This window comes from Lysobacter sp. K5869 (assembly GCF_018847975.1).
GTDB lineage: Bacteria > Pseudomonadota > Gammaproteobacteria > Xanthomonadales > Xanthomonadaceae > Lysobacter.
In genome coordinates, this window is record NZ_CP072597.1 from 5,666,762 (window position 1) to 5,679,614 (window position 12,853).

At 69.3% G+C, this 12,853-nt stretch carries 10 protein-coding genes; 4 read left to right on the forward strand and 6 right to left on the reverse strand.

All coding sequences use genetic code 11. The annotated features are described in order from the left end of the window. Window positions 1-428 precede the first annotated feature (428 nt). The 3 genes from J5226_RS24045 to J5226_RS24055 form a co-directional block, all read right to left on the reverse strand. On the reverse strand, window positions 429-1,565 hold the full coding sequence (locus tag J5226_RS24045) for an NAD-dependent epimerase/dehydratase family protein (protein ID WP_215837582.1): 1,137 nt from the start codon (window positions 1,563-1,565) through the stop codon (window positions 429-431). Continuing rightward, complete coding sequence (locus tag J5226_RS24050) at window positions 1,562-2,905, reverse strand: MFS transporter (RefSeq protein WP_215837584.1); 1,344 nt, start codon at window positions 2,903-2,905, stop codon at window positions 1,562-1,564. Before J5226_RS24050 ends, J5226_RS24045 begins: the two co-directional genes overlap by 4 nt. Before the next feature lie 133 nt (window positions 2,906-3,038). Then, the gene (locus J5226_RS24055) at window positions 3,039-3,221 is read right to left on the reverse strand and encodes a hypothetical protein (protein WP_215837586.1); all 183 of its coding nucleotides are present in this window, start codon (window positions 3,219-3,221) and stop codon (window positions 3,039-3,041) included. Window positions 3,222-3,328: 107 nt separating this feature from the next. On the opposite strand from J5226_RS24055, the gene J5226_RS24060 reads away from it, so the two are divergent. Together J5226_RS24060 and J5226_RS24065 are read left to right on the forward strand one after the other, a co-directional pair. Beyond that, a complete protein-coding gene (locus tag J5226_RS24060) occupies window positions 3,329-3,934 on the forward strand; it encodes a hypothetical protein (RefSeq protein ID WP_215837588.1) in 606 nt (201 codons plus the stop codon). Between the two features lie 131 nt (window positions 3,935-4,065). After that, the gene (locus J5226_RS24065; protein ID WP_215837589.1) at window positions 4,066-5,259 is read left to right on the forward strand and encodes a hypothetical protein; all 1,194 of its coding nucleotides are present in this window, start codon (window positions 4,066-4,068) and stop codon (window positions 5,257-5,259) included. 102 nt (window positions 5,260-5,361) lie between these two features. Here the strand turns inward: J5226_RS24065 and J5226_RS24070 are convergent, their stop codons facing one another. Together J5226_RS24070 and J5226_RS24075 are read right to left on the reverse strand one after the other, a co-directional pair. Further along, window positions 5,362-6,252 carry a metallophosphoesterase gene (locus tag J5226_RS24070; RefSeq protein WP_215837591.1) on the reverse strand — a complete coding sequence of 297 codons (891 nt, stop codon included), beginning with the start codon at window positions 6,250-6,252 and terminating at the stop codon, window positions 5,362-5,364. Window positions 6,253-6,259: 7 nt separating this feature from the next. Beyond that, complete coding sequence (locus tag J5226_RS24075; RefSeq protein WP_215837593.1) at window positions 6,260-7,648, reverse strand: MFS transporter; 1,389 nt, start codon at window positions 7,646-7,648, stop codon at window positions 6,260-6,262. Window positions 7,649-8,315: 667 nt separating this feature from the next. Here J5226_RS24075 and J5226_RS24080 point away from each other — a divergent pair. After that, the gene (locus tag J5226_RS24080; RefSeq protein ID WP_215837595.1) at window positions 8,316-9,908 is read left to right on the forward strand and encodes a choline dehydrogenase; all 1,593 of its coding nucleotides are present in this window, start codon (window positions 8,316-8,318) and stop codon (window positions 9,906-9,908) included. A gap of 575 nt (window positions 9,909-10,483) precedes the next feature. Beyond that, window positions 10,484-11,866, forward strand: a complete 1,383-nt coding sequence (locus tag J5226_RS24085; protein WP_255322922.1) for a serine hydrolase domain-containing protein — start codon at window positions 10,484-10,486, stop codon at window positions 11,864-11,866. Between the two features lie 255 nt (window positions 11,867-12,121). On the opposite strand, the gene J5226_RS24090 is transcribed toward J5226_RS24085, so the two are convergent. After that, on the reverse strand, window positions 12,122-12,655 hold the full coding sequence (locus J5226_RS24090) for an SRPBCC family protein (protein WP_215837599.1): 534 nt from the start codon (window positions 12,653-12,655) through the stop codon (window positions 12,122-12,124). Window positions 12,656-12,853 lie beyond the last annotated feature (198 nt).

A 12,853-nucleotide genomic window follows, 5' to 3' on the forward strand; every position in this document is an offset into this window, starting at 1 on the left:
CTTCCCTAAGACCAGCGGCCTCGCCTCCGCTTCAAGGCGGCTCGGCCACTCGCCACCCGTCATTCCGGCGCCCTCCCGCCCTGCCTGCGCCCTCCCGCCCTGCCTGCGTCCCCCCGTCCTGCCTGCGTCCCCCGCCCTACCTGCGTCCCCACCCGTCCTGCCCGCGCCCCCACCCGTCATTCCGGCGAAAGCCGGAATCCATTTTGCTTTTGCTGTGGGCCTTACCTTCGTTTTTATGCGCGAGCCGAAGCCAAAGCGACGGCAAGATCAAAATGGATTCCGGCTTTCGCCGGAATGACGGACAAGATCAGAACGGGTTCTGGCTTTCGCCGGAATGAAGGGCAAGATCAGAACGGGTTCCAGCTTTCGCCGGAATGACGGGCAAGATCAAAATGGATTCCGGCTTTCGCCGGAATGACGGGAGCGCGTCAACCGCCCTTCTTCTCCTGCTGCGCTTGCGCATGCCAAGCCGCCAGCACCTCGCCCTCGCGCTGCGCCGACAACCCCGCCTTCGGCTTGGCCCGCCGCTCCTCCGGCAGCTTGCGCCACCACGCGAGCGTGTCGCGCACGGTCTCGCGCAACGGGCGGTAAGTCAGACCGGCGGCGCGCGCCTTGCTCACCGAGGTGCGGCCGAAGCCCGCGTTCTCGCCGCGCGCCGGCACCCAAGCCGGCATGTCGCCCCAGGCCGAAACCTTTTGCGCTTCGAGAAAATCCGCCGACGCCCAGGTCGTCGTCGATTTTTTGCCCGAGGCCTTCTGCGATTCGCGCAGCACCGCGCCCATGGTCAGCGCGCCGGGCTCGGCGTCGGCGTTGTAGGTGCCGACGTGGCCGCGTTCGAGGGTCGTCAGCAGGAACGCGGCAAGGTCGCGCACGTCGATGAACTGGGTCGGGTCTTGCGCGCTGCCCGGCGCGAGGATTTCGCCGCCGCGATCGGCGCGCGCCGGCCAGTAGGTGAAGCGGTCGCTGTTGTCGCCGGGGCCGACGATCAATCCCGGCCGCACCACGGTCGTGCGGCCCGGCAGTTCGGCCTCGGCCGCTTTCTCGCACAGCGCCTTGAGGCCGCCGTAGGTTTCGTTGCTGACTTTATCGACGGTGGGATCGGCCAGCACCGCCACCGGCGAATTCTCGTCGGCGGGCACATCGTTCTTGGCGTAGACCGAAATGGTCGAGACCAAGAGGTATTGCTTGACCTTCGGTGCCAGCAACTTGGCCGAGCGCGTGACATCGGCCGGAATGTAGGCCGAGGTGTCGAGCACCGCATCCCAGGTCCGCTCGCCCTGCAACGCCGACATATCGGTCTTGCGGTCGCCGTGCAGTTGCTCGATGTCGCGATAGTCCTCGCCGGAGAACTTGTCCGGGTTGGTCTTGCCGCGATTGAACAGGGTCAGCGTATGCCCGCGCTTGCGCGCCGCCTCGACGAAATGCGGGCCGAGGAAGCCGGTGCCGCCGAGCACCAGCAGTTTCAGCGACTTGGGTTTGGCGGCGGCGAGCGCGCCGCCGGGCAGCGCGAGCAGGCTCGCGGCGGCCGCGCCGGCGGCGAGGAAATCGCGGCGATCGATGGTCATGCGGCACCTCGTGGGTTGGGTTCGATGGACGGTGCGGCGGAGTCCGCGCCGGGCAATTCGCGTTGCGCGCGCACGATGCTCCAGGCGCCGGCGGTCATGCCCGCGGCGGCGAGCGCGCCGGCGGCGAACACGGCTTGGGTGCCGAGCAAGGCGACGGCCTTGTGGATCCAGACGAAGGCCAGATCGGTGCCGCGGAACACCGCGGTATCGATCACCGCCTTGCCTTTGTAGCGCGAGGGCCGGTCCATGCGCGTATACAAGGTCTCGCGCGCCGGTTTGGACAGGGCGAACTCGCTCGCGCGCTGCGCCACCTGCACCAGCGCCACCATCATCGGCAGCGGCGAGGCCATCAGCGCGGCGAAACCGAGCATCAAGATCAAGCCCGGCATCAACAACGCGGGCGCGACGCCGTGGCGGTTGAGCAACCAGCGCGTGAGCAACAACTGCATGAGGATCGCCAGCAGGTTCACCGCGCTGTCGATGCGGGCGAAATAGCGCGTGGCCGCTTCGGCGCTGGGATAGAACTCGCGCGCGATCGCCGACTGCTGGTTGTAGAGAAGGGTCGCCGCGCCGACGCTGAAAAACAGGGTGATCGCCATCGCCCGCAGCGCCGGCTTCTGCCACACCAGCTTGAGCCCGGCCCAGACCGAACCGCCCATCGCGCCCTCGCCGCTGGCCAGCCCCTGCGCGCGTTCGCGCGCGACCGCCCACGGCCGCAGCCGCACCACGCACAGCACGCACACCGACAAGAAGCCGGCCGAGACCAACAGCAGATTCGCCACGCCCAAGGGCTGCACCAACCACTGGGTCAACATCGGCCCGATCACCGCGCCGGCGGTGCCGCCCGCGCCGATGTAGCCGTAGACGCGACGCGCCTGGCGGTCGTCGAACACATCGGCCATGTAGCTCCAGAACACCGTCACCGCGAACAGATTGAAGATCGCGGTCCACACGAAGAAAACCATGCCGCGGCCCGGCGCTTGCGCGTGGAAGGCCCAGTGGAAACCGAACAGGCAGACGATGAAGACGCCGTACACCATCGGCAGCAACGCGCGACGTGGGAAGCGCGCGACCAATGCGCCGTACACCGGCTGCAAGGCGAGCATCGCGACGAAAGTGCAGGTGAACAACACCTGCAGCACGAAATCCTTGAGTTCCCAACCGTGGCCGCGCGCCCATTCGATCCAGGCGTGCGGAAACACCGTGGCGGCGTCGGCCGAGGCGCCCATCGCATCGCGCACCGGGCGCAATACGTAATAGCCGCATAGCAAGCAGAAGAAATAAAGCAGCGACCACCACAGCGGCGGCGTCTGCGCCAAGGCCTTGCGCAAGCCGCTCATGCGCGCGCTCCGCGTTCGCACGCGCAAGACTCATCCTCGCCGCGCACCGCGCCCGACGGCGCGCGCACGCGTTCGCATCCGCACCGCAAGCACGGTTCGCGCATGGTCGCAGCTCCCTTTTCCCGCCGACAAACTAGCGCCGCGCGAAGAGCGGCGGCGTCTGCGGATGGTCATCCCGACCTTTGGCATAGGCTGCGATGCGCACCGAATCGCGCAGGTCATCGCGGATGTCCTCATCGCGCGTGCCGTTCGGCATCCTCGGAAAGCAAGAAAACCGAGATTCCGCGACCAGGGCCACGAATTCGGTCCGATGCATTGCCCATCGGCGCTCGCGCCGATAGCCTGGACCTCGGGATGCCAGAGCAGGACGCCATGCACGCCAACAACGCCATCGCCGCGCGGTTCCGACCGATTTGGCTGTGCGTGCTGCTCGCGCCGGCCTGCACCGGACCGAACTTCATTCACGCGCCGGCCAAGGAGAACGCCGCCATGACCCATTCCCCCGCCGATGCGTCCGCCCCGATCGAATCGGGACAGCTCATCGCCCGCGTGCTGAAGCTGATCGACAGCATCCACGGCGCGGCCGATCTGGCGCCGGAGAACATAGAGCGTCAGACCGGGCTGCCCGTGCGCATCCATTCCGCGGACCGCACCGAGTACGCCGCGTCCGGTCGGGTCGACGCCGACTGGGCGTACAGTTTGGCCTCGGTGTCTTATCGCCAGGGACAGGCGCCGAGCCGACTGGACTTCGAGTTCATCGATGCCCGCGCCGACCGCGGCAAGCCCGCCGATCCGGCCGCGATCTGCGCGCTGGACGTCGACGGCTACCGGCGCGCGCTGTCTCGCCAAGGCTTCGAGGAAGTCCGGTTGGCGCCGCATGCGCCCGATCCGGGGTTCGGCTTTCGCGGCGTAGAGCCCCTGAGCTTCGTGCGCGGCAAGGTCGAGGTGAGCTTGCTCGCCTATGAGGATGCCGATCCCGGCGAAGGACGCGCCTGCGTCGCCGGTTTGCATATCAGCACGCAGTCCTGAGCGGGGACCCGGCCATGCCGACTCCCGCCGAAACTCTGGACACCATGCTGAGCGACTTCGAGCGCGCCAATCCGGGCGACGGAGCCAATCTGCGCAACCTGATCAAGACCACGCCGGAACTGGAATCGCGGATGCTGACCGCGATCGGCGACGGCAACCTGGACCGGTTCAAGGCCTTGGATCCGGCGCTGCGCGCGCGTGGGGTGATGGGCGGCTTCGACCCGAGCGACGACTCCATCGCCCTGCCGATGGATGTGCTCCGAGCCTCCGCCTCGGACCCACAGAAGGCCAATACCTTGCGCATGGTGTTCGGCCACGAGATCGAGCATTCGATCAACAAGACCGACATCGCGCGCAACGGCGAAGCGAGCAGGCAGGAAATCGCACGGATCGCGGCCGGACCGTCGCCGCACGACTACACCGCCATACTGAAGAGCCACAACGACAGCGCGCGGCTGCGCGAATCCAACGACCAGATCGCCGGCTTCAACGTCCTGGCCGCGCACGTGCGCCGGGAAAATCCCGATGCCACGCCCGGGCAGTTGTACGCCAAGCTGTACGCCTCGTCCGATCAGATGCAGCAGTACTTCGATGTCGGTCTCGACGCGGACGGCAAGCGCACGTACGCGCCCAAGGCCGGCCTGACCATCGGCGCGAACGGCCAGATCGCCGTCAATGCGGACAACGTCGAGGCGATGGGCAAGTACTTCTACGACCGGAACCGGTATCCGGAGGTCTATACCCACCGCAATCTGAGCCAGGCCTACCGCGCCGAGCTCGATGCCGCGCGCGCCGATCCCGGCCGGCCTGCGCCTGAGGTGAAAGTAGATCTGCAGGCCTTGAAACTACCTGGTTTTCCGTTGCCGCCGGGGTTCTCCGACAGCAGCCCCGGGCTCGCGCCGCCCGCGCCGCGAGCGCCGCCCGAATCGGCGCCGCGGCCCGCGGAGCCGGCGACGCGTTCGCCCTTTCTCGATCCGTCCGCGCGATCGCCGGGCGGCCCCGGCTCCGAAGACCGCGCCTACTTCCAACTGCTGCGCGAGCGGCTGCCCGAGCATGTGCCCGATCACGCCGTTGCCCACGCGATGTTGCAGGCCAAGCGCGGTGGGCTTGAAGCCGATCAAATCGATCCGAGCAAGATCGGCTTGAGCGAGGGAAAGATCTGGATCGGCGGAAGCACGCCGGGGTTCCACGTCAGCGTCGATCCGAAGCAGGCGCCGCCGATGGAACAAGTCCAGCGCGAGTTGCAGACGCTGTCGTCGGCGCAGCCCGGCGCACCCGCGGTCGCGGCCGAAGCGCTTGAACCGCAGGGCGGCCGGTCGCGGTGAATTCGCGTCGAATCCGGTGCCTCGCCCGGACTCGCTGAGTTCCGGGCGCGTGCGGGCTCGACGCCGGGCCGTCCCGGGCGCACGGCCGCGCGGCTTTACCGCTCAGCGCGCGGCACCCGCCGGCTCCCTCGCCGCCGCCCGCAACGTCAACCGCGAAATCTCCGGCGGCACGCCGAAGCGCACCGGCAGGATGCTGGTGCCGATGCCGGTGGAGACGAACAACGACCGACCGTGCTCGATGGTGTAACCGCCGGCATAGCGCATCTGCGCCGGGACCACCGGCGTGCCGATCCACGGCAGGCGCACCTGGCCGCCGTGGGTGTGGCCGGCGACGGTGAGCGAGGCGCGCGACGGGATGTCGGGGAACAGGTCGGGGTTGTGGGTCAGCGCGATGGCGGGGGCGGCGTCGTTCACGCCGGCGAAGGCGCCGGCGATGTCGTGGCGGGTTTCCCATTTGTCGCCGATGCCGACGATCCACAGCTTGCAGCGGCCCAGGCGCACTTCGCGCGCTTGGTCTTCGAGCACGATCACCCCGGCCGATTCCAGCGCGGCGCGCACGCGCGCACCGTCCTTCCACCAGTCGTGGTTGCCGAGCACGGCGTACACCGGCTTGCGCGCAGTCAGCGGCCTGAGGTGCGGGGCGAGTTCGTCGGCGGAGATGTAGGTGCCGCCGAGGACGCTGAGGATGACGTAGTCGCCGGCCATCAGCACCGCGGGCGCGTCGCTGGCGATCAGGCGGGCGACGATCTCGTCGAGCTTGTCCAGGCCGTTGTGCGGCGAGCCGGTGTGGATATCGGCGACCACGTCCAGGCGCAGGCCTTCGCATTCGGGCGACCAGTGCGGCAGGGCGAAGTCGTAGTCGCGTTCGACCAGTTGCCGCGGTTCCCAGAAAAAGCCCCAGGCCAGACAGCCCAGCGCGATCAGCACGGTGCCGACGAATATGCGTTGCAGCCACGCGTTGCGCGGCCATGGGCGCCAGCCGCGCCGGGTCATGCGCGGATCATGCGCGCGCGTCCCGCGCCGCGTCGTCGGCGCCGCCGCGCTGCACCCAACGGGTCAGGTTCCAGCCGACCACGCCGGCGCCCAGCGCCACCGCCGCGCTCAGTCCGGCCAAGCCGGCGACGCCGGCGCCGGCGCTGCGCAGCGCCACCATGGTGCTGGCGACCATCACGTCGCCGAAGCGCCACACCGCGGTGTCGACCGCGTTCTTGCCCTTGTAGCGCAGGGTGCGCGCGGCGCTGGCGAACAGGCTCTCGCGCGCCGGGCCGACCATGCCGTAGGACAGGCCGCGGCTGATCACCAGCGCCAGCGCCACCGCCGGCAGCGGGCCGATCAGGCCGGCGGCGCCGGACGGCAATTGCGCGATCAGCGCGCCGTAAGCGGGAAACAGTTGGGTCAGCGGCTGGTAAACGTCGCCGACCACGGCGGCGAGGATCAGCACCGCCACCGTCACCACCGACCACACCCCGATCACCGCGGCCGCGCCGCGCCGCGACAGCAGCCACGGCGTGATCAGCACCTGGGTGCTCAGGGCGACGATGTTGGTCATCAGGTCGAGGTCGGCGGCGAAGCGGGTGCGCGACACCGCGTCGGCGAAGGTGGCCTTGGAGTAGTCCACGACCAGACCGTAGTTGACCGTGCCGATCCAGTCGCCGAGCAGCATCAGCACCGCCATCGAGCGCACGAACGGATTGGCGAAGATCTGCTTGATCCCGTCGAACATGCCGCCGCCGATGGCCGCTTCGTGCTGGCCCTCGAAGCGGCGCGTGCCGTGCACGCGCGACCACTGGCCCAGCGCCAGCACCAGTCCCAGCGCGACGCACAGCAGGCCGGCGGAGACCAGCAGCAGCGGCGCCACGCCGATCGTGCCGACCAGTTCGCGGGTCAGCGCCGGCCCGACCAGCGAGCCGACCGTGCCGCCGATGGCGATGATCGGGAACAGCCGCCGCGCCTGCCCTTCGTTCCAGATGTCGGTCATGAAGCTCCAGAACACCGACACCACGAACAGGTTGAACACGCTGATCCAGACGAAGAACACCACGCCCAGCGCGTGCGCGCCGAGCGGGCCGCGCTCGCCGAACAAGGGCACGAAGCCGATCAGGCAGGCGATGAAGAAGCCGTACACCAGCGGCACCACCACCCGCCGCGGGTAGCGCGAGACCAGCGCGGAGAACACCGGCGTGAGCGCCAGCGTGGCCAGGAACGAGGCGGCGTAGAACCACGGCAATTGGGTCGAGCCGACCGCGGCGCTGAGTTGGTCGCGGACCGGGCGGATCACGTAGTACGCGGTCAGCACGCAGAAGAAATAGGCCAGCGACAAGGCCACCGCGCGCCATTCCCCGGTGTGGACCCGTCCGCCGGACAGGGTGGCGCCTTGCACTGCCGACATCGCGTCGCTCCATGAGTGAACCGGCGGCGCCTCGCCGCCGGCCCTGCAGATCGTGGTCGGCCGCGCGCCGCACCGGCTCCGCGCCGTGCCCGCCGCGGCCGCCGCCGCCCCGCGCCGCCGTGGCGGCCGCGCGATTGCCGGCACGGTAGCCCAAGGCGCGGGTCGCCGCCACCACTGCGCGTGGCGCTTCGGCTCGGATCTCGCGCGGTAGGCGCGGCGTGAGCCGCGATCGCGGGGTGGCCGGTTGCGTCGTGTGTGCGGTGGCGCGGTCGCGGCTTGCGCCGCTCCTACAGTGCAATACGCGGCAGATGTTGGCGGTGCGGAGGGCTTGCCCTGTAGGAGCGGCGCGAGCCGCGACCGCGGAGCGGCCGGTTGCGTCGTATGTGCGGTGGCGCGGTCGCGGCTTGCGCCGCTCCTACAGTGCGATACGTGGCAGGCGTCGGCGGTGGGGAGGGCTTGCCCTGTAGGAGCGGCGTGAGCCGCGACCGCGGAGCGGCCGGTTGCGTCGTGTGTGCGGTGGCGCGGTCGCGGCTTGCGCCGCTCCTACAGTGCGATACGCGGCTTGCGCGGGCGGGGCCGGGTCGTTGGGAGCATTTACTCTAGGCGCCGCGCTTACGGTCGCCCGATCAGCGCCGCACGCCACGCCGCGCCTTAGCGGGAACCGCCAGTGCCCACCGAGTTCGACTACATCATCATCGGCGCCGGCTCGGCCGGCTGCGTTCTCGCCAACCGCCTCAGCGAGGATCCCGACACCCGGGTGCTGTTGATCGAAGCCGGTCCGCGCGATTACCACCCCTTCATCCACATGCCCGGCGGTATCGCCAAGCTGGTCAACCAGAAGGGCGTGAACTGGGACTACAACACCGCGCCGGAGCCCCAGCTCGACGGCCGCGCGCTGTGGTGGCCGCGCGGGCGCGTGCTCGGCGGCTCCAGCTCGATCAACGCCATGTGCTACATCCGCGGCGTGCCCGGCGATTACGACGAATGGGCCGCGCTCGGCGCCGAGGGTTGGAGCTGGAACGACGCCCTGCCCTATTTCAAGCGCAGCGAGCGCAACAGCCGCGGCGACGATGCGCTGCACGGCAGCCTCGGTCCGTTGTACGTGTCGGACCTGCGCCACACCAATCCGCTGTCGTCGGCCTTCATCGACGCCGCCGCGCAAGCCGGCTACGACCGCAACCGCGATTTCAACGGACCGCAGCAAGCAGGCTTCGGCTTCTATCAGGTGACCCAGAAGAACGGCGCGCGCTGCTCCACCGCCGTGGCCTATCTGGATCCGGCGCGCGAGCGCCGCAACCTGCAGGTCGTCACCGGCGCGCTGGTCAACCGCATCACCTTCGAGAACGGCCGCGCCGCCGGCGTGACCTATCGCCACGGCGGCCGCGCGATGCACCAGCGCGCGACGCGCGAGGTGCTGCTGTGCGGCGGCGCGATCAATTCGCCGCAGTTGCTGATGCTCTCGGGCATCGGCCCGGCGGCGCAGTTGCGCCGGCACGGCATCGAGGTGTTGGCCGATTCGGCGCAGGTCGGGCAGAACCTGCAGGACCATCTGGACATCTGCACGCTGTTCCATTCCACCCAGCGCGTGACTTACGACCGCGCCAGCGAAGTGAAGGCGATCTTCGATTACTTCCTGCGCGGCCACCGCGGCATCGGCAGCAGCAACATGGCCGAGGCCGGCGGTTTCGTGCGCTCGCAATACGCCAGCGACGATCGCGCCGACATCCAGTTCCACTTCGTGCCAGCGATGCTCGACGATCACGGCCGCCATCGCCTCGCCGGCGACGGCTACACCGTGCACGCGTGTTTCCTGCGGCCGCGCAGCCGCGGCCATCTGGAACTGGCCAGCGCCAGCGCCGGCGACAAGCCGCGCCTGCATCCGAATTACCTCGGCGACGCCGAGGGCTTCGATCTGAAGATGACCGTCGAGTGCGCCAAGCTCTCGCGCACGCTGTTGCGCCAAGCCGCCTTCGACGCCTATCGCGGCACGCCGATCTTCCCCGCCCGCGACGATCTCGACGACGCCGGATTGGCAGCGTTCGTGCGGGCGAAGGCCGAGAGCATCTACCACCCGGTCGGCACCTGCCGCATGGGCAGCGACGCGGCGTCGGTGGTCGATCCGCAATTGCGCGTGCGCGGCGTCGACGGGCTGCGCGTGATCGACGCCTCGGTGATGCCGACCTTGATCGGCGGCAATACCAACGCGCCGACGATCATGATCGCCGAGCGCGCGGCGGATTTGATTCGCGGGCGGGTTTGAGTTTCGGCATTCGGATCGGATCGGATCGGATCGGATCGAGGCTACGAAGCCGCGAGATGCCGCGTAACCCACCTGCCGTCATGCCCGCGAAGGCGGGGCATCTGGGGCTCCTCCGAAGCATCGCGCTGAAGTCTCTGGATCCCCGCCTTCGCGGGGATGACGTGCTGGGGATGACGTTCTAGGGAGGGCGTCCTCGGCGCGAGGTCGCCGGCTCGGAACGCGACGATCCCCGCCCGACAACGATCCCGACCTGACGCAACCATCCTGGCTCCCGCGACGCCCCGGCACGCCGCCCCGCCGCCTTGCCCACAGCGCCCCACCTCGAGACACCGAAAACAGCCGCGCCACCGACGCGGCCACCCGCCGCGTCCGCGCGGTTTTCCACCACCGAAAATCCTCATTCCCCCATTCACCCCCGCTTTGCCGAAAAGCAATTAATCCCTGAAAAAACAGAAACCTGAATGCGCTTGTTGTTCAACTCCCTGAGATCGGAGCTAGAATCGGGACACCCCGGTCTTTGCAGGCGCTGAGCGATGAAACGCGATCCTTCCCGACGCTCACTCACCCCTTGGCGCGTGAGTGCGCTCGCGGCGCTGCTCACCCTCACCCTGGGCTCCAGCGCGCAGACCTCGCTGCGCTGGCAGCCGGCCAATCCGTCCCTGCCCACGCCCGTGTCCACCGACGCGGTCGCGCGCGGCCAGGGCAGCGACGGCACCGCGCCGCAGGGCCTGGGCATCGGCGCGCCGGCCGACACCAATGTGCGCGTGCAGCCGCTCGCCGCCGGGTTCGACGTGCAGCAGTTCGAGTCGATGGCGCAGGCGATGGTCGCCGACCAGCGCATTCCGGGCATGGCCATGGCCATCGTCCACAACGGCCAGATCCTCAGCGCGCGCGGCTACGGCGTCACCGACGTGCGCAACGCCGAGCCGATCGACGCGCATACCGTGTTCCGCCTGGCCTCGCTGTCCAAGAGCTTCGCCGGCACCCTCACCGGCCTGCTGGTCAACGACGGCACCCTGCGTTGGGACAGCAAGATCGTCGACTACATGCCCGGCTTCCAGTTGGTCGACGCCGCCGCCGCGCACAACGTCACCGTCGCCGACGTGCTCAGCCACCGCGTCGGCCTGGGCCACAACACCTACGACCGCGATCTGGAGAACTACGCCGATTACCGCGTGCTCACCCAGAAGCTCGCCTACGCGCCGATGACCTGCCAGCCGGGCACGTGCTACGGCTACCAGAACATCGCCTTCAGCCTGATCGGCGACGTGGTGTTCGCCGCCACCGGCGATTTCTACAGCCAAGAGGTGCAGCGCCGCTTGTTCAAGCCCTTGGGCATGAACGACGCCAGCCTCGGCCTGGAAGGCATCACCGCCAGCGCGCGCTGGGCCAAGCCGCACGTGCGCGCGCGCGGCGGCTGGGCCTCGGTGACGCCGAAGCCGACCTACTATCAATTGCCGCCGGCCGCCGGCGTCAACGCCAGCGCCAGCGACATGGCGCAGTGGCTGATCGCCCAGACCGGCCACCGCCCCGACGTGCTGCCGCTGCCGCTGCTGGCCACGCTGCACCAACCGCTGGTCGATACGCCCAGCGAAATCCGCGGTTCGAGCTGGCGCCGCCAGCGCATCGGCTCGGCCGGTTACGCGCTGGGCTGGCGCGTGTTCGACTACGCCGGCCACCGCGTGGTGTTCCATGCCGGCGCGGTGCAGGGCTACCGCGGCATGGTCGCGATGATCCCCGAGCGCGACCTCGGCATCGCCGTGCTGTGGAACAGCGAGAGCGGCCTGCCCACCGGCCTGCTGCCGACCATCCTCGACCGCGCCATCGGCATGCCGGTGCAGCGCTGGCTCGACGTCGACGGCTTCGACGACCCGGGCCTGTACGCGTCCGAGGGCGTCGGCCCGGCGCGCGACATCAACGGCAGCAACGCGCAGAAGTCGACCGCGGCGCCGAAGTAAACCGTGCGCCATCGACGAACCGAGAGGCCCGCTTCGGCGGGCCTTTTCGTTGGCGGACGCCGCCTCGGCGTCTCGCAGAAGAAAGCCGGCCCGCTGGTTCGACGGCCGCCCTCGACTCGAAAGCCGGTCAAGCGCATCGAAAAAAGAAAGCCCGCTTCGGCGGGCCTTCTCGTTGCCAGCATCGGCCTGTCGCGGGCTCGGCTCGGCCGCGATGCTCGCGCTGCTCGGCCCGAGACCCGGGCCGGCTCAGCAGGCTCAGCGCGGATCGCTCTCCAACACCTGCTTGAGCCGCGCCAGCCCCTGCTCGTAATCCTTGCCGACCATCTTCTCCATCAGCAGCCCGAACCAGCGCGCGATCAGGTTGTAGCCGTGATCGCTGTCCAGCGCCCAGGTCACCCGCGTGCCCTCGCCCTCGGCGGCGAGCGTGTAGGTGGCGGTGGCCTGGCTGCCGTCGAAGTCCAGCGCGACGGCGATCTTGCCCGGCGGCACCGATTCGGCGATGCGCTGACTGCCGCGCCCGACCTTCTCGCCGTTCCAAGCCATGCCGGCGCCGACGCCGCTGTCCGGCCCGCTGTAGCTGTACTTCGCGCCGGGTTCGAGCTGATACCACGGCGACCACTCGTTGAAGCGCTTGAACGAATCGAGCATGGCGTAGACCTGCGCCGGCGGCCGGTCGATCGTCGTGGAGCGTTCGACGTGGGTCTTGTCCGGCAGCAACAAGCCGCCGCCGGCGAAGACCAGCGCGAGCAAGACGACGAGGTAGAACAGTCCCTTGAGCAGAGCTTTCACGGCGCGATCCCCGGACGGTGGCGTTGCGCCGATCCTAGCGCCCTCATCGCGCGGCTACGCGGCCTGCGGGCGGTTCGCCGACAAGAGGCGGTGCGCGCGGGACGGTGAACGAAGGTGAGCGGCGGCGATTCTCGGCGCGATCGTCGTGGCGAACCGCGGACCGAGCGCTGGCCGGCATCGGCGCGCGAGCGCGGCGGC

Bases quoted from the DNA above. Each gene is read 5' to 3' on its own strand.
- J5226_RS24045 (WP_215837582.1), bottom strand. From the start codon at position 1,565: ATGACCATCGATCGCCGCGATTTCCTCGCCGCCGGCGCGGCCGCCGCG.
- J5226_RS24050 (WP_215837584.1), bottom strand. From the start codon at position 2,905: ATGAGCGGCTTGCGCAAGGCCTTGGCGCAGACGCCGCCGCTGTGGTGG.
- J5226_RS24055 (WP_215837586.1), bottom strand. From the start codon at position 3,221: ATGCATCGGACCGAATTCGTGGCCCTGGTCGCGGAATCTCGGTTTTCT.
- J5226_RS24065 (WP_215837589.1), top strand. From the start codon at position 4,066: ATGCTGACCGCGATCGGCGACGGCAACCTGGACCGGTTCAAGGCCTTG.
- J5226_RS24070 (WP_215837591.1), bottom strand. From the start codon at position 6,252: ATGACCCGGCGCGGCTGGCGCCCATGGCCGCGCAACGCGTGGCTGCAA.
- J5226_RS24075 (WP_215837593.1), bottom strand. From the start codon at position 7,648: ATGTCGGCAGTGCAAGGCGCCACCCTGTCCGGCGGACGGGTCCACACC.